Genomic DNA, 15,011 nt, shown 5'->3' with positions numbered 1-15,011 from the left:
ACCCCCGCCCACCTCAGATGCAGAGATCCCCATGATGAATTCCTGGACCACGCCCGACCGCCCCGGTGAACCTCTCGCCGACCGCTATGCCCACCGAAGCAGTACGCTCCGTGGGGCTGTCCGCCACCGGCTCGTCGACCGCGCCTTGGCCGAGCATCTGCCGACCGCGCGGCCGCAGCAGGTACTCGACGTCGGCGGCGGCACCGGCGTCCAGGCCAGGATGCTGGCCGGGCGCGGCCACCACGTCACCGTGCTCGATCCCGACGAAGCCATGCTGGCCAGAGCCCGCACGTCCTGGCCGGCGCACGCCCACGACGCACCGGGCAGCGTCACCTTCTGCCGCGGCTTCGGCGAGCAAGCCCCACAGCTGGTCGGCACCGGATGGGACGTGGTGCTGTGCCACGGCGTCCTGATGTACCTCGAAGACCCGGCTCCGCTGTTGCGCGTACTGGCGCAGTGCCTGCGGCCCGGCGGCATCATCTCCGTCCTGGCCTATCAGGCCGACGCGTTGGCCATACGGCGAGGGCTGACGCGTGACTGGGGCGGCGCGCTGCAAGCGCTGCACAGTCCAGTCGAAGACAACAGCATCGGCACGGTCAGTCGCGGCGTGGACCGGGCGATGGTTCTGCGGATCTTCGCCGAACACCACCTCGATCTTCTGCAGTGGTACGGGGTACGGGTCTTCACCGACCACCTCGAGGACGAGTGCGCCGGTGATGATTTCGACCAGGTGGTGCAGGCGGAGTGGGAAGTCGGCCGGATCGACCCTTATCGGGGCATCGCCCGTCACTTCCACCTCATCGCGTGCCTGCGGTCGTAGCCCGCCATGACCTCTGGCAGTCGGTGGTCCTGGTAGGAGAGCGGGTGGTATCCGGGCTGCCCCGAGGCCGGCGTTCGGATGGCCCACACGGTGAAGAAGTCGGGCTCCAGCAGGCGTTGTCACATACGCCGGGCGTGAGACGCGTCGAGTACGGCCGGACACCGGCAGGGAGACCTCACAAAACGCGGCGCCATGTCGTCAGACAGGTGTGCAGGAAAGGCAAGGACAAGTAGCCGAGAGAATTGGGGATTTCGATGCACGACACCTCTTCCGAGGGTACGCACTCCCGTGCAGGGGCGGGTGCGTGGGTCATGACGGCCCGGGTGGTGTCGGGACGTGGCGCGGTCACACTGCTGCGTGTCGTGGCGGTCCTTGCCTGCCTTGACACCCTGGTGCAGGGCCTGCTGGCCGGGATGTTGCTGAACGGCGACGTGGATTCGATCGACCCGCACGGTTTCAACGCCTACGTCTTCGAACTCCTGGTGTTCCTTCAGGTCGTGGCGGCTGCCCTGTTGTGGCGCCGCAACCGCGGGCTGACATGGCCGCTGAAGGCGACCATCGGCATCCTGCTGGCCACCTTCACCCAGACCGCGCTGGGCCTGGAAGGCTCGCTCGCCGCACACGTCACCCTCGGCGTCGCTCTGTGCGCGATGGAAACGGTGCTCGTACTGCGGGCTTTCACGCTCCGCGCGGACACGTGCCCGGATGTTCGGTGACGGGCCGTCGGTAATGGGCTGGCGGTGTGAGTCTGACTGCGGAAGGGTGGGCATCAGCACCGTTGTCGGTCGTCCACCCTAAGGCAGGAGAGCCTTGCTGTGAGTACCTTCGTGTTGATACACGGCGCCGGTGACGTCGGCTGGTCCTGGCATCTGGTCGAGGCGGAGCTTCGGGCGCGCGGGCATGACGTGGTGGCTCCGGATCTTCCGGGCGATGATGACGCGCTGACGCTCGACGACTACGCGGACGCCGTGGTCGAGGCAGTCGGCGACCGCCGCGACCTCGTGGTCGTGGGCCACTCGTACGGCGCGTTCACCGCGCCACTGGTCGCCGCCCGCCGTCAGGCCGAGGCGTTGATCCTGGTCGCCGGGATGGTCCCCGCGCCGGGCGAAACACCGGACGAGTGGTGGAGCAACACCGGTTACTCCGAGGCCGCGCGGCGCCAGGCCGCCCGGGACGGCGGCCTGACCGGCAGCAATGACCCGCACGTCGCGTTCTTCCACGACGTGCCGCGCGCCCTCGCTGAGGAAGCGATGAGCAAGGAACGGGCACACCCGTCATCGGCCGCGTCAGCCCAGCCGTGGCCGCTCGATGCCTGGCCGGCCGTGCCGACCAGGTTCGTGCTGTGCACCGAGGACCGTTTCCTCCCGCCGGAATTCCAGCGCAGGCTCGCCCTGGAACGCCTCGGCGTCCTGCCCGACGAAATCGCCGGGAGCCACTGTGTCGCCCTCAGCCGCCCCACGGAGCTGGCCGACATCCTGACCGCGGTCGCGAAGGACTGACGTCGTCCCCAGACCGCCAGGGCAGCCCCACACCTGCTCGCTCGCGGACCGCGCTGATCTGAGGTGGGAGCCGGTGACGCGGAGATCCGGCCGGAGGCGGAGGAGGATGCCGAGGCCGCCCTCGCCGCAGGCACGTCCCGGAGCCAGGCTTCACTACCGGTTACGCACTCGTCCGGGCCTGAACGGTTAAATCGGAGGCGCCCGATCGGCCCGTCCGGCCGTCGAGCAAAGTACTCCGTATGACGACACCCGCAGAGCTGCTCCGCTCCTTCGCCCGTACGCGGGCCTCACTCGACGGTGAGGAGGTCACCTACTGGTGGTCCGGGGACGTGTACTCCTGGGGCCCTGACGAGCCCTACCAGCGTCTCTTCGGCTTCGAGGGCCTCAACGTCGCCCGCCTCGTCCCGGACGACGAAGCCGGCCCGGACGCCTACCAACTGCTCACCCGCGAGGCCGCCTTCTACCTGGACCCGATCTCCCGCGAGATCTTGGAGACCTGGCAGGACCTGCCGGTGACGCACGTATGGAACGACCCGGCGAACCAGAAATGGCGCCCCTTCCCGATACCTTCGACCGACCTCGGCGAGCAGGTCTGCTTCAGCCTGGAGATCCCGCTCGCCTACCCCTCCCCGCTGCCGGTGGCCCAGTACCCCCTCAACTCGGCCGACGACACGTACAGGGCCCTGGAGCTCTTCCAGTTCTTCGCCGACCGCGCCGACCTGGCAGGTCCGGCACACAGCGTCCCGGCCACCATGTCGTGGACCCGGATGTCGCAGTGGCTCCCGTGGATGGCCCGCGGCCAGCGTCCCGGCGGCCTCACATATCACTGCCGGGGCCGCAAACTCGGCTCGTACGCGGAGGTCCCCGAACGCACGCGCGCCTACATCGCCGATCACCACCCGCGGTTCGCCCGGGCCCCGGGTGAGTGGAGTGAGCCGAACGAGACAAGCTGGACGTACTTCCGCAAGCTCAACCCACCGAAGTGAGCAGCGATCAGCGGTCGTTGAAAGCCTCTGTCGGGGAGTTGCCCTGCTCCGTGTTTCTCCGCTCACCCCACCAGATCAGGCGAGCGCAGCATCCGCGGCGGGATGCCCCAGGCATCGACGAGGTCGGTCGCGAGTGGCCGGATCTTGCGGCACAGGTCGTTCACCTCGCGGCGGATCGCCTTGGACCGCTGTGACGTCAGGCGGCCGTGCTCCATGAACCAGGCGCGGTCCGCCTCGATGGTGGAGAGGGCGAAGAGGTCGCACAGCAGCGCCAGAGCGACCTTGTTGTCGCTTTCGGGCAGCCGGCGCAGCTTGTCGACGAATGCTTCGAGCACCAGGCGCTCGACATGGGCGTGGGCCACCGCGATGACGTGGTCCTGCACCTGCGAGAAGACGACGCCGGGGTGGGTCTTCTGGTCCATCCCACGCTTGAGCCGACGCGCCACACCGGCGAGCATGTGCTCCTCGCGGAAGCGCAGCATGGCCAGCTGATACTCGGAGTCGAACAGACCTGCTTCCTGATCCCACTCGTCGCCGCCGGGCAGCAGGTCGCGTACCCGTTCCAGCAGTTTGTGGGCCGACGTCTTCTCGATGACCGTTTCGACGGCGAGGTTGGTGACGTAGCGGACCATGCCGAGCTGGTCGAGGTTCTCGAACTCGCTGGCGTAGTGAGTGAGCAAGCCCTTCGCCACCAGCTGGAGCAGCACGTGGTTGTCGCCCTCGAACGTGGCGAAGACGTCGCTGTCGGCCTTCAGGGCGGCGAACCGGTTGACGGCAAGATACCCGGCGCCCCCGCACGCCTCGCGGCACTCCTGGATCGTGCGGGTGGCATGCCACGTGCCCAGCGCCTTGGTACCCGCTGCCCGTGCCTCCAGCTCACGTCGTGCGAGGTCGTCGTCATCACCCCCCGAGAAGACGTCGTGCAGCTGCGTGCGTACGACGTCCTGGGCGAAATGCAGTGCGTACGTGCGTGCTACCAGTGGGAGCAGGCGCCGCTGGTGCATGCCGTAGTCGAGGAGCACCTGTTCCTCGGTGTCCGAGGCCGCCTGGAACTGCCGTCGGCGCACGGCGTACTTGATGGCGATCGCCAGGGCGACCTTTCCGGCGTTGATGGCGCCGCCGCCGACGCTGACCCGGCCCTGCACCAGCGTGCCGAGCATGGTGAAGAAGCGGCGGTCGGGATTGTCGATCGGGCTCTCGTAGACGCCTTCAGGAGTGACGTCGGCGAACTGGTTGAGCAGTGCCTCCCGCGGCACGCGTACGCCGTCGAACCAGATGCGGCCGTTGTCCACGCCGTTGAGGCCCATCTTGCGGCCGTCGTCCTCGATCCGGACGCCGGGGGCTACCTCACCGTCGACGCGGATCGGTACGACGAACGCGTGCACGCCCTCGCGTTTCCCGTCCACCTCCAACTGGGCGAAGACGACCGCCAGCTCGGCGTGCCGGGCCGCGTTGCCGATGTAGTCCTTGCGCGCCTCGTCTCCGCCGGTGGTGATGACGAACTCCTGGCCCGCGGCGTCATACCGGGCCACGGTGCCGAGCGCCTGGACATTGGAGCCATGTCCGGTCTCGGTCATCGCGAAGCAACCCATCAGCTCCCCGGTGATCAGGCGCGGCAGATAGGCGTCGTGGTGACGCTCCGTGCCCAGGTGCAAGATCGCCCCACCGAAGAGCCCGAACTGCACGCCGACCTTCACAAGGACCGACAGATCGCCGAAGGCGAGCGTCTCGAACGCGGCGATCGACGCGCCGATGTCGCCACCCCCGCCGTACTCCTTCGGGAAGCCCATGCCGGTCTGGCCTGACGCCGCCATCTCGACGACGATCTCACGCACCCGCTCGCGGAACTCGTCGAAGCCGAGCTGCTCCGCTTCGTCCAGTACGTCCGCGTACGTCGTCAGGTTGGTGCGGACCAGGTTGCGGACCTCGGCGTACTCGCCGTCGAGCAGCTCGGCGAGGGCCCGGACATCGATGGTGGGTTGCACGTAGCCGCTTGTGGATGCGGAGCTGTCGGTGACCATGTCGCCCTGTTACCCGCGCGTAAGAGGATCAAATCGGTCGCTTGACCCATCCAGCGGCGGGGCACCGGGCCCGTACTCGGGGACTCGCCTCTTCCTGCCGCCCAGGCGAGGACCGGCGCCCGGCACTCGGCGCGAATGCAGCGTGCGTGAAGTACCTGAACCCCCGCCCCTCTTGCGTCGGACGAGGCTCGTGTAGTCCGCTGACCCGCATGGGGAAGAGGAGCATTGCCGCAACGACCGCCGCCCTTGTCGCGGGGTCCCTTCTGACGGGCGTACCGCAGGCCGGTGCGCAGACCGGCGGGCAGATCGGTACGCAGGCCGCTGAGCGTTCCATCGCCAGTTCGCCGCCGCCGACCGGGTCGTCTCACGTACCCGGCGTCGACCTGGACACCGTGACGATTCCGGAGTTGCAGGAGCGCATGGGGGACGGGTCGCTGACTTCCTCGGCGCTGACCCGGGCCTACCTGCGACGCATCGACAAGATCGATCCCAGGATTCACTCGGTACTGCGCACCAGCCCGACGGCCCTGCGCCAGGCGGCCGCCAGCGACGTACGGCACCGACGTGGCAAGACCCTTGGGTCGCTGGACGGCATCCCCGTTCTGCTCAAGGACAATGTGAACACCCGTGACATGCCGACGACAGCCGGATCGCTCGCGCTTGCCGGGAGCCCACCGGACACCGATGCAGCACTGGTGACCCGGCTGAGGAAGGCCGGGGCGGTGATTCTCGGCAAGACCAACCTGTCCGAATGGGCCAACTTCCGTAGCGCGAAGCCGACATCGGGATGGTCGGCGGTGGGCGGGCAGACCAACAATCCCTATGTCCTCGACCGGAATCCGTGCGGATCCTCGTCCGGCTCCGCGGCCGCGCTCGCCGCGTCGTTGTCGCAAGTGGCGATCGGCACCGAGACGGACGGCTCCATCGTGTGCCCGGCCGGGATGAACGGCGTCGTCGGCCACAAGCCCAGCCTCGGCCTGGTCAGCCAGTCAGGCGTGGTGCCGATCTCCGCCGAGCAGGACACGGCCGGGCCCATGGCGCGCAACGTGATCGACACCGCGCTCACGCTTTCCGTGCTGAGCGGTGGCGAAGACCCGCGTGGTGGCCGGGCCCGCTCCGGCGCCCTCCAGGGACTCCCGAGCTTCCCCGGCCTTCACGGTCGCCCCGGCCTCTCGGGCCTCGCGACCAACGACGCCTCGGTGGACCAGGGCGCCACTGGCCTGCGCGGCAAGCGGATCGGCCTGTGGCGCCTGCCCTCGCTCGGATCCGACGTGGACGCGGTGATGACGCGTACGGCGAAGAAGCTGCGCAAGGCAGGAGCCGTCGTCGTCGAGGTGACACCCCCGTACCAGGCACGGCTCGCCGAACTCGAATTCCCGGCGCTGCTCAGCGAGTTCCACCGGGACATCGACGCCTACCTCGGTACCCGTAACGGGCCCCGCAATCTCGCCGAGCTGATCGAGTTCAACCGTACCCACCCCGAGGAACAGACCTGCTTCGCCGGCCAGGAGTTGTTCGAACAGGCCCTCGCCGCACCGCCCACCACCGACCCCGAGTACCGGGCGATGCGCGCCGAGTTGCAGGACCTCTCCCGGCGCTCCATCGACGAGACCATGTCCGCCCACCGCCTGGACGCCATCGCCGCGCCCACGAATCCGCCCGCCTGGACAACCGACTGCGCGCGCGGCGACAACGACGTCATCCCCTCCTCCACCCCAGCAGCCGTAGCCGGATACCCGTCCCTCTCGGTGCCCGCCGGGTCCGTGGACGAGCTGCCGATCGGCCTGCTCCTGATGGCCGGCGACCACCAGGACGCCCAGCTCCTGTCCCTGGGGGCCGCGGTGGAGCACCGTCTTCAGGCCTGGCGAGCACCGCGCTACCTGCCGACGGTCGGATCCGGCGCGCCACGGTGACCCGGGGCGGGGGAGAGGGACGCCGACGAAGCACCCCTAAGGTCACCGCGATGTACTGCAACCCGACGATGCCGAAGCCCGTCCCCGCAGCGATGAACAGCATCGCTGGAATCATCGCCAGACCCCCGGCGTCGAGGTACGAGACCAGAGCGATGGCTGCCATCGCCAGCACGGTGAAGCCGATCCCCGCCAGGACGCAGGCCCGGGCGCCCCCACCGTTCGAGCGGCCGTGGAACCAGCATCGAGGCCGCGATCAGGAACACCGCCAACGGCAGCATCGTCAGCCCGGCTCGGAGCGGGGCGGCGTCCAACCGGTCCTGCAGGTAGTAGGTGAACAGCAGGAAGATCCATCGCCAGCCCAACAGCTCGATGATGATCCCGGTGCCGATGTCACGAGTGGTGGACGCCCTGACGCCCGTCCGAATCGTCGGCCAGCCCGAGGGTCGCGGTAATGCGCTTGCCTGACGGTTCCCGGTGGACCTGGACGTTCTGGCACACGGCTTTGACGACCTCCAGGCCGTGCTGTCCGAGGCGGCTCGGGTCCGGCGCCGGCACCGCGGGGAGGACGGAGTTGCTGTCCCGTACGGTGACTTCGATGTTGGTGCCCTGCACCGCGAGGGCCAGCAGACACGGACCTGGCGCGTACTTACGGGCGTTGGTCACCAGCTCGCTGACCACCAGTTCCACGGTGCCCATGGCCTGCACGGACACGGGGAGTCCGTACACGGATCGCAGGTCTGCCAAGAAGTCCCGGGCCAGATGCCGCGCCTGCGCGATCCCCTCGCTGCCCTCGAAGAGCTGGGAAACCGACACGGACGACCCAGGGGTTGCCGACGGCTGTCGGTCATCGTCCGCTGTCTGGTCCATGCAGCCCGCCTTGCCTCCCGGTCAGCCCGGCCTCACGCGGGCCGACTACCCCCACAGCTCCGCTTAATCCTGCCCGGCGTCCAGCGGTGTCGGGGCGGTCTTCCACGAATGGGCGCTCTGCGCCCATCAGCGGGCGGGGCGTCGGCTCATCGGGCTTCTGCCGCCCGACGCAGAGCCGCGAGGAGTTCCCGATTGCTCGTACCTTTGAGTACGTACTCGGCGACGCCCACGTTCTTCATCTGCTCGATGGAACCCTTGTCGTCATACGCGGAGAATGCCACGATCCGGCTGGCCGGTGAACACTCTGCGATGCCCTTGGCGACGAAGTGGCCACCACCGGGAAAGCGGACATCCAGCACGACGAGGTCAGGTCGATGATGAGCGGCGAGTCGTAGTGCCTGCTCGCCGTCGCTCGCGGTGCCCACCACCTCCAGGTCGGGCTGTGCCCGCACGACCTCGCTCAGGGTCTCCAGTATCAGCGCGTTGTCATCACACAGGAGGACGCTGAGCGGTGAACGAGGGCAGTCGTCCATGGCAGTCGCCACCCTCACGCCGCGTCGTCCGTCGGCGCCGACGGCGGAATCGGAAGTGGGTTCGGCAGCCAGAACTCGACGGTCGTGCCCGTGCCCGGGCGGCTGTGCACGGACCACCATCCGCCGGCTGTTTCGGCTCTCTCCCGCATTTCCATGATTCCGAAATGATCCCGGGCGCCGTCCTGAGAGATCGGCGCTCCCGTGCCGTCGTCCGCGACACGCGTCACGATGCCCCCGTCGGCCGACGCGACACGGACGTCGACTCTGCTCCCGCGCGCATGCTTGTGCACGTTGAGCAGTGCTTCCTGGACGATTCGGAAGATGGTGACGGCTGTCTCGGGTGTGGGTTCACGGTCCAGGTGGTGTTCGAAGGAGTAGGGCATGCCCCACGAGGAGCCCACGACGTCGTCCAAGTGGCTGGAGAGTGCTTCGACCAGGCCATGCTTGTCGATCCCTGGCGGATGCAGCCGGAAGGTAAGAGTGCGCAGACGGCCGATCGCCTCGCGCACCGATGCGTCCAGGCGTTGCAGTTCCGCGGCGTAGGTCTCCGGCACCCGTTCGGCCAGCAGTTCCAGCCGCATCCCTACCGCGACCATGGCCTGGATGGAGTCGTCGTGGACATCCCACGCGATGCGTCGTCGTTCCGTTTCCTGCGCCTGGACCAGGTGGTCGAACAAGCGGCGTCGCTCGCTGAGGGCGTGCTGTGCTGCCCGCCGCTCCGACATGTCGCGAGTGACCTTGCCGAATCCCCTTAGTACGCCTTTCTCGTCCCACAGGGCGGTGATGACCACGTTCGCCCAGAAGCGGGAGCCGTCCTTGCGGACGCGCCAGCCCTCGTCCTCCAGTCTGCCGTCGGCCACGGCGGTCTCCAGCTCCCACTGGGGTTTGCCGGCGGTCTGGTCCTCAGGCGGGTAGAAGACGGAGAAGTGCTGCCCGACGATGTCTTCGGCCCGGTAGCCCTTGATCCGCTCCGCTCCCGCGTTCCAGCTGATGATGTGGCCCTGCGGGTCGAGCATGAAGATGCCGTAGTCCAGCACGCCCTGAACCAGCAGGGTGAACGCGGCTTCCGTCATCGGAGCCGCCTGCTTTCTTGCGCGGTCCTTTCCTTGCGGCTCCTGCGTCACGTGAGGAGCCCTTCGCGTCGCGCGATCGCCACGGCTTCCAGCTGGGAACGGGCTCCCAGTTTCTGCAGCACCCGTTGGACGTGGTTGCGCCCGGTGTTGAGAGCGACCCCCAGCTGATCGCTGATCTCGGTGGTGGTACGCCCTTGCCCCAGCAGCTGAAGAGCCTCCCGCTCGCGCGGAGTCAGGTTCGCGCCGAGGTTCGGTGTTCTGCCGGCCAGCCGTCCCAGCACGTCGCCCAGCAGGTCCTGGCTGAACACCACCTCACCCGCTGCCACCCGGCGAACGGCGTCCTCCAGTTCGCTCAGACCACGGGCCTTCAAGATCAGGCCTGCTCCGCCGGTCTCGGCGACGCGCGCGGCCACCGACGCGCTCCCTTCGCCTGTCAGGACCAGTACGCGCAGGTCCGGCATGAGCGCCAGCAGATCCGCGATGGCGGTGACCCCGTCACCGTCCGGCAGACGGCGGTCCATCAGGACGACATCCGGCTCACATCGCCTCGCGTCGGCCAACGCCGAGGCCACCGATGTCACGTGGCCCACGATCTGCAGATCGGGCGAACGCTCCAGGGCGAGGCAAATAGCCTCGGCCACCATGTCGTGGTCCTCCACCAACAGGATTCTGATCGGACGGCCGTACGGGGGAGACGAAGGCATTGGTGCGTCCTTGCAGGTGGTGGAGTGCACGATCATGCCAGGAGGTCCCGGAGCGGCGACTCGTCGGCGGCCACCGCTGTATCGCGGCGGCCTGTGGCCGTATCCGAAGCGAGGCGAGCCGAATCCCCGTCCGTAGGCGTGTTCCCCTCGGTGAAGACGTCGTCGGCCCCGATCAGGGAGAGGAGCCGCGCCAACTGGGCTCCGACCCCTTCGGCATGAAGATCGACGCCTGCTTGAAGAGCGGACATTCTCGCCGTCAGCAAGGAGTTCAGACCGGCGCAGTCACAGAAGGAAATGTCGGTCAGATCGAGACAGAGACTCGTCGGCTGCTTGGCCAGGCAGGCCGCGACCGCCTCCAGGACGCAGGGGGCGGTGTCGAAGTCGAGTTCACCCGCGAGGGCTACTCGGGCGCGGCCGGAATGAACGACGGCATGCGACGTGAACGCGTAGAAGGTCACAGCGTTCCGCGCCCCTCCGTGCTCACGTGCGGCGCGTACCGGCGGAGCGCGACCCCGCGATCCCTTCCGGCTGAGGGGGCCCCTGTTGCCAGTTGCGGCATCACAACCTCATCACCTCATAGTGCGAGGGCATCAGTTGCCTTCTAGTGAATCTGCACTAGGTACGGAAGTCAACACGCCCCTACGGAGGTTGACGGCGCCGGGCGGCTTGTGAGGCGTGACGCGGTGCGTTCCGAAGGGGGGCTTGCGGTCTGCCTTGAGCGCCGCGTAGAGGACGGTCTGTCGCCCTCAGCTGCGCCCGGAAAGATCCTGGTGAGCGGCCAGCCGCTCCATCAGGGTCGCGCTGCGCGCGAGCAACTCCCGCTCCTCTCCGGTGAGTTCGGCCTCAATGGCCAGGGTCAGCCACCCGGCCCTGCGGCCGCGCTCCGCTTCCAGCGCGGCGCGGCCGGCGTCCGACAGGTCGAGCAGGGACTTGCGGCCGTCCGTGGGGTGGGCCCTGCGGGTGAGCAAGCCCTGTTCGAGGAGGAGGCCGACCGCGCGGGCCATCGACTGCGGGCGTACGCGCTGATCGGTCGCGAGATCGCTGGTGGTCATGGCGCCGTCGCGGTCCAGAACGCCGAGCACGGCCACCTGCCCGTGCGGGATCCGGTCCTCGTGCTTCACGCGTCGGCTGAGCTTGCCCATCGCGGTACGCAGTTCGGCGGCGACGGTGGCGGCTTGCGGGGTGGGCATAGGGCACTTTAACCCGGAACCGCCGTTGCGCAGCGGAACTGAACAGCAAAGCTGAACAGCGAAACTGAACAGCAATGCTGTATTGTTCCGTCGTGTCGGGCCGAGCGCCAGCGTCGTCGCAGCCACGGCCCGACAGGAGACAACGGGAGGAACTTCCATGCCCGCACATACAGTTGAGCCGACGCCGACCGCCGTCCGCGCTGTCACCGCCCGCGCGGTCCTCGACAGTCGCGGTAACCCCACCGTCGAGGTCGACGTCGTCCTCGCCGACGGATCTCCGGGTCGCGCCGCCGTCCCCTCCGGCGCCTCCACCGGCGCCCGCGAAGCGGTGGAGCTGCGCGACGGCGACGCGCGGCGGTGGCACGGCAAGGGTGTCGACCGGGCAGTGGCCCACGTGAACGGCGAGATCGCCGCGGCCGTCACCGGGCGCGACGCCGACGACCAGGCCGGCCTCGATGCCGCGCTCGTCGCGCTCGACGGCACGCCCACGAAGGCACGGCTCGGCGCCAACGCCCTGCTCGGTGTCTCCCTCGCCACCGCGAAGGCAGCCGCCCTCTCGCACCGGCAGCCGCTGTACCGCTACCTCGGCGGGGCCGACGCCCGCGTGCTTCCGGTGCCGATGATGAACATAGTCAACGGCGGCGCCCACGCCGACAATCCGCTGGACTTCCAGGAGTTCATGATCGCTCCGGTGGGTGCGGGGACCTTCGCGGAGGCCGTCCGGATGGGCTCCGAGGTGTTCCACACGCTCCGCCGCGACCTGCTTGCCGCGGGCCACTCCACTGCCGTCGGCGACGAGGGCGGCTTCGCGCCCGCGCTGCGTACGGCCGAGGAGGCGCTCGACTTCGTCATGGCCGCGATCGAGCGGGCGGGGTACCGGCCCGGCGCGGACATCGGCCTCGTCATGGACCCCGCGTCGTCGGAGTTCTACCGGGACGGCGTGTACGCGTACGTGGGGGAGGGGGTCCGGCGTACGCCCGCCGAACAGGTCGACTACTTCGCCAAGTTGATCGACGCGTACCCGATCGTCTCGGTGGAGGACCCGATGGCCGAGGACGACCACGACGGCTGGCGTGAACTGACGGCGCGGGTCGGGGACAGGTGCCAGTTGACCGGTGATGACGTCTTCTGCACCAACGAGGCGCTGGTGCGCGAGGGCATTCGTACGGGGGTGGGCAACGCGGTCCTGATCAAGGTCAACCAGATCGGGACACTGACCGAGGCGCTCGGAACGGTGGGAGCCGCACGGCGGGCCGGATGGGCGGCGGTCATGTCTCACCGTTCCGGTGAGACGGAGGACACGACCATCGCGGATCTGGCCGTGGCCACGGGGTGCGGGCAGATCAAGACCGGTTCGTTGTCCCGGTCGGACCGCACCGCCAAGTACAACCAACTCATCCGCATCGAGGAGGAGCTGGGGGAGTCGGCGATGTACGGGTACGCCGCCGCGTAAGGCGCACCGACGGGCGCGGCACCGTCGGCCTCCTGGTCGCGCCCGCCCGAGGGTGAGCCCTAGGAAGAGGGCCCGTACGACTGCGACGAGTACCCCATGGCCTCGACCTACGAGGGCGCCGGACGGCACCTGTTCCCCGACGACCCCTATGGCGGCGCCTTGGCCGCTGGTACGACGTCGACCGGCTGCTCGACCAGGACGCGTTCTACATTCCCGTCCGCTGACGGGTTGAACGACGAAGCCGGATGACTGGGGTCCACCCGACGGGGTGGGCCCCACACGTCATGCCTGTCTCCCTGATGCCTGTCTGCCTGTCTGCCTGTCTCAGTCCACGTCCGGCCAGAACTGGACCAGGGCCCAGCCTCCGGGCTCTGCGAAACCGCCGTCCGGGGCAGGGTCGTTCTCTCGCCATCCCACCCGTGCCCGCCACTTGCCGGCGTGCGGAAGCCGGAAGACGTCCGACTTGCCCCCGGCCGCGGTCTCGTCCACCAGGAACCGACCCGAGGGGAGGTCCAGCGACAGGACCTTCGTCGAGGGCCATGTGTCCGGCTCGGCCGTCGCCGGGCCGTCCCAGGCCTCCAGCAGCAACTGCGCGTTCAGGATGTCCTCCTCCGACCCGATGTAGAGCATGGTGGCGTTGGAGCTGACGAAACTGCCCATCGACCGCGGTGTCGCCGGCCGTTCCCCTTCCTGACCCTCCTCGTCGACCAGACCGAACAGCCTGTGGTCCACGACCACTTTCAGCTCTCGAGACGCCATGAGTCGGGGCATACGACACCTCCTGGGACGGCTGTCAAAGGTGTCACTCTGCCGCAGACCGGGGCCCGGTGCGCCACGGCCACAAAGGCCACATTGCGTGCCTGCATGGATCGGCCGGATCCTCTGGACTGTCCCGATGTTTCGCAGAGCAGGCAGCCGCACTCGCAGCAGCCGGGCGCGTGTTCCTCACATCCGGGATCTCAGCACGTCGACCTCGCAGCCCGGCGCGAACGGGTCGAAGCCGTGCTCGACCAGCCAGCGAACCCCCAGCAGACTTCGCAACGACCACCACCCGCGGATCACGTCGAGGTCGACGTCGGTGCCATAGCCGGCGATGACTTCGCCGAGGTGCTCCTCATGTCCGAGCGTGAAGGTGGCGAGGTCGTACAGGGCGTCACCTTGGCCCGCCTCGGACCAGTCGATGATGCCCGTGATCTTGTCACCGTCGGCGAACACGTGGGCGATCTGCAGGTCGCCGTGCGTGAACGCCGGAGTCCACGGCCGGAGCGCGGCCTCGGCGACCTGGCGGTTGCGGGTGACCAGGTCGGCGGGCAGGACGCCGTTCGCCACGAGCAACTCACACTCGCCGTCGAGTTCCGCCGCCAACTCTGTGAGGCGCCGGCCGGCCCGGCCGGGTCGGGGCGGCAACGGCGCGTCGTGCAACTGCCGGATGGCGGCACCGGCCGAGGTCCACGCCGCAGGCGATGCGGTCGACGGCTCGCCGAGGCGGCCGAGCACTGTCCCCGGGACCGCGGCGAGCGCGAGCACGGGCGGCTTGCGCCACAGGACCTCCGGGGTGGGGACCGGCGCCAGGGCCATCGCCTCGACCTCGATGTCGATGCGCGCCTGATCGGCGTCCACCTTCAGGAACACGTCACCGACGCGCAGGGTCACGCGTTCGGAGTGGGCGACGACGACCTTGACCTCATCCATGGCGACGAGTATCCCGGGTGACGGTGGAGACCGGCCACCGACCGGGTCCAGCGTGCGCCTGGGCCTATGCCTGTGCCAGCGCGTGCGCTTCGATGACGGACAGCAGCTGCAGCTTTTCGTAGCTCTCGCTGCCGGGAACGGCGGTGTGGACGAGCAGGAGATGCGACTGATGCGGATCGAGCAGTGTCTGGCAGGTCAGCTCCAACGGGCCGAGCTCGGGGTGGATGAAGTGCTTCACCTCGACGCCGCATCACCGTTGT

Annotated in this window: 15 protein-coding genes and 2 pseudogenes; 6 read left to right on the top strand and 11 right to left on the bottom strand. The window is 68.7% G+C overall.

Annotated elements, in window-relative coordinates:
- The first annotated feature begins 31 nt into the window (after positions 1–31).
- From AB0I94_RS36530 to AB0I94_RS36515, 4 genes are all read left to right on the top strand, one after another.
- Positions 32–820: a methyltransferase gene (locus AB0I94_RS36530; protein ID WP_363314086.1), complete on the top strand. Its 789-nt coding sequence runs from the start codon at positions 32–34 to the stop codon at positions 818–820.
- Positions 821–1,131: 311 nt separating this feature from the next.
- Complete coding sequence (locus AB0I94_RS36525; protein ID WP_363314085.1) at positions 1,132–1,536, top strand: hypothetical protein; 405 nt, start codon at positions 1,132–1,134, stop codon at positions 1,534–1,536.
- A 99-nt stretch (positions 1,537–1,635) separates the two neighbouring features.
- Positions 1,636–2,319, top strand: coding sequence for an alpha/beta hydrolase (locus AB0I94_RS36520; RefSeq protein WP_363314084.1), 684 nt, complete (start codon positions 1,636–1,638; stop codon positions 2,317–2,319).
- Positions 2,320–2,558: 239 nt separating this feature from the next.
- On the top strand, positions 2,559–3,305 hold the full coding sequence (locus tag AB0I94_RS36515) for a DUF1838 family protein (protein ID WP_363314083.1): 747 nt from the start codon (positions 2,559–2,561) through the stop codon (positions 3,303–3,305).
- A 62-nt stretch (positions 3,306–3,367) separates the two neighbouring features.
- Here AB0I94_RS36515 and AB0I94_RS36510 read toward each other — a convergent pair whose 3' ends face one another.
- The gene (locus tag AB0I94_RS36510; RefSeq protein ID WP_363314082.1) at positions 3,368–5,326 is read right to left on the bottom strand and encodes an acyl-CoA dehydrogenase; all 1,959 of its coding nucleotides are present in this window, start codon (positions 5,324–5,326) and stop codon (positions 3,368–3,370) included.
- Positions 5,327–5,535: 209 nt separating this feature from the next.
- Between AB0I94_RS36510 and AB0I94_RS36505 the strand changes: the two genes are divergently transcribed.
- A complete protein-coding gene (locus AB0I94_RS36505; RefSeq protein ID WP_363314081.1) occupies positions 5,536–7,239 on the top strand; it encodes an amidase family protein in 1,704 nt (567 codons plus the stop codon).
- Between the two features lie 40 nt (positions 7,240–7,279).
- Here AB0I94_RS36505 and AB0I94_RS36500 read toward each other — a convergent pair.
- The 7 genes and pseudogenes from AB0I94_RS36500 to AB0I94_RS36470 all read right to left on the bottom strand — a co-directional run.
- A pseudogene (locus tag AB0I94_RS36500) lies at positions 7,280–7,583 on the bottom strand (MFS transporter); the annotation flags it as partial.
- A gap of 46 nt (positions 7,584–7,629) precedes the next feature.
- Positions 7,630–8,106 (bottom strand): ATP-binding protein, encoded by a 477-nt coding sequence (locus AB0I94_RS36495; protein WP_363314080.1) that lies wholly within the window; start codon positions 8,104–8,106, stop codon positions 7,630–7,632.
- A gap of 146 nt (positions 8,107–8,252) precedes the next feature.
- The gene (locus tag AB0I94_RS36490; RefSeq protein WP_363314079.1) at positions 8,253–8,639 is read right to left on the bottom strand and encodes a response regulator transcription factor; all 387 of its coding nucleotides are present in this window, start codon (positions 8,637–8,639) and stop codon (positions 8,253–8,255) included.
- A gap of 14 nt (positions 8,640–8,653) precedes the next feature.
- Positions 8,654–9,712: a PAS domain S-box protein gene (locus tag AB0I94_RS36485; RefSeq protein WP_363314078.1), complete on the bottom strand. Its 1,059-nt coding sequence runs from the start codon at positions 9,710–9,712 to the stop codon at positions 8,654–8,656.
- Positions 9,713–9,759: 47 nt separating this feature from the next.
- On the bottom strand, positions 9,760–10,416 hold the full coding sequence (locus tag AB0I94_RS36480) for a response regulator transcription factor (protein ID WP_363314077.1): 657 nt from the start codon (positions 10,414–10,416) through the stop codon (positions 9,760–9,762).
- A 32-nt stretch (positions 10,417–10,448) separates the two neighbouring features.
- Positions 10,449–10,874, bottom strand: a complete 426-nt coding sequence (locus AB0I94_RS36475; protein WP_363314076.1) for an STAS domain-containing protein — start codon at positions 10,872–10,874, stop codon at positions 10,449–10,451.
- A 288-nt stretch (positions 10,875–11,162) separates the two neighbouring features.
- The gene (locus AB0I94_RS36470) at positions 11,163–11,606 is read right to left on the bottom strand and encodes a MarR family transcriptional regulator (RefSeq protein WP_363314075.1); all 444 of its coding nucleotides are present in this window, start codon (positions 11,604–11,606) and stop codon (positions 11,163–11,165) included.
- Positions 11,607–11,763: 157 nt separating this feature from the next.
- On the opposite strand from AB0I94_RS36470, the gene eno reads away from it, so the two are divergent.
- Positions 11,764–13,059, top strand: a complete 1,296-nt coding sequence (gene eno, locus AB0I94_RS36465) for a phosphopyruvate hydratase (protein WP_363314074.1) — start codon at positions 11,764–11,766, stop codon at positions 13,057–13,059.
- Positions 13,060–13,383: 324 nt separating this feature from the next.
- On the opposite strand, the gene AB0I94_RS36460 is transcribed toward eno, so the two are convergent.
- The 3 genes and pseudogenes from AB0I94_RS36460 to AB0I94_RS36450 form a co-directional block, all read right to left on the bottom strand.
- Positions 13,384–13,818, bottom strand: a complete 435-nt coding sequence (locus AB0I94_RS36460; protein ID WP_363314073.1) for a hypothetical protein — start codon at positions 13,816–13,818, stop codon at positions 13,384–13,386.
- 186 nt (positions 13,819–14,004) lie between these two features.
- The gene (locus tag AB0I94_RS36455; RefSeq protein ID WP_363314072.1) at positions 14,005–14,751 is read right to left on the bottom strand and encodes an aminoglycoside phosphotransferase family protein; all 747 of its coding nucleotides are present in this window, start codon (positions 14,749–14,751) and stop codon (positions 14,005–14,007) included.
- 64 nt (positions 14,752–14,815) lie between these two features.
- Positions 14,816–14,992 (bottom strand): annotated as a pseudogene (locus AB0I94_RS36450) (transcriptional regulator); the annotation flags it as partial.
- Between the last annotated feature and the right edge of the window lie 19 nt (positions 14,993–15,011).

The sequence above is a fragment of the Streptomyces sp. NPDC050147 genome, assembly GCF_040660195.1.
In the GTDB taxonomy this organism is placed as follows: Bacteria; Actinomycetota; Actinomycetes; order Streptomycetales; family Streptomycetaceae; genus Streptomyces.
Note: the sequence above shows the minus strand (reverse complement) of the source record. Positions and strands in the feature narration are given on the sequence as shown.

Coding starts and splice junctions, on each gene's coding strand:
- AB0I94_RS36530 (WP_363314086.1), top strand. CDS start 32: ATGATGAATTCCTGGACCACGCCCGACCGCCCCGGTGAACCTCTCGCC.
- AB0I94_RS36525 (WP_363314085.1), top strand. CDS start 1,132: ATGACGGCCCGGGTGGTGTCGGGACGTGGCGCGGTCACACTGCTGCGT.
- AB0I94_RS36515 (WP_363314083.1), top strand. CDS start 2,559: ATGACGACACCCGCAGAGCTGCTCCGCTCCTTCGCCCGTACGCGGGCC.
- AB0I94_RS36510 (WP_363314082.1), bottom strand. CDS start 5,326: ATGGTCACCGACAGCTCCGCATCCACAAGCGGCTACGTGCAACCCACC.
- AB0I94_RS36505 (WP_363314081.1), top strand. CDS start 5,536: ATGGGGAAGAGGAGCATTGCCGCAACGACCGCCGCCCTTGTCGCGGGG.
- AB0I94_RS36495 (WP_363314080.1), bottom strand. CDS start 8,106: ATGGACCAGACAGCGGACGATGACCGACAGCCGTCGGCAACCCCTGGG.
- AB0I94_RS36490 (WP_363314079.1), bottom strand. CDS start 8,639: ATGGACGACTGCCCTCGTTCACCGCTCAGCGTCCTCCTGTGTGATGAC.
- AB0I94_RS36485 (WP_363314078.1), bottom strand. CDS start 9,712: ATGACGGAAGCCGCGTTCACCCTGCTGGTTCAGGGCGTGCTGGACTAC.
- AB0I94_RS36480 (WP_363314077.1), bottom strand. CDS start 10,416: ATGCCTTCGTCTCCCCCGTACGGCCGTCCGATCAGAATCCTGTTGGTG.
- AB0I94_RS36470 (WP_363314075.1), bottom strand. CDS start 11,606: ATGCCCACCCCGCAAGCCGCCACCGTCGCCGCCGAACTGCGTACCGCG.
- eno (WP_363314074.1), top strand. CDS start 11,764: ATGCCCGCACATACAGTTGAGCCGACGCCGACCGCCGTCCGCGCTGTC.
- AB0I94_RS36460 (WP_363314073.1), bottom strand. CDS start 13,818: ATGGCGTCTCGAGAGCTGAAAGTGGTCGTGGACCACAGGCTGTTCGGT.
- AB0I94_RS36455 (WP_363314072.1), bottom strand. CDS start 14,751: ATGGATGAGGTCAAGGTCGTCGTCGCCCACTCCGAACGCGTGACCCTG.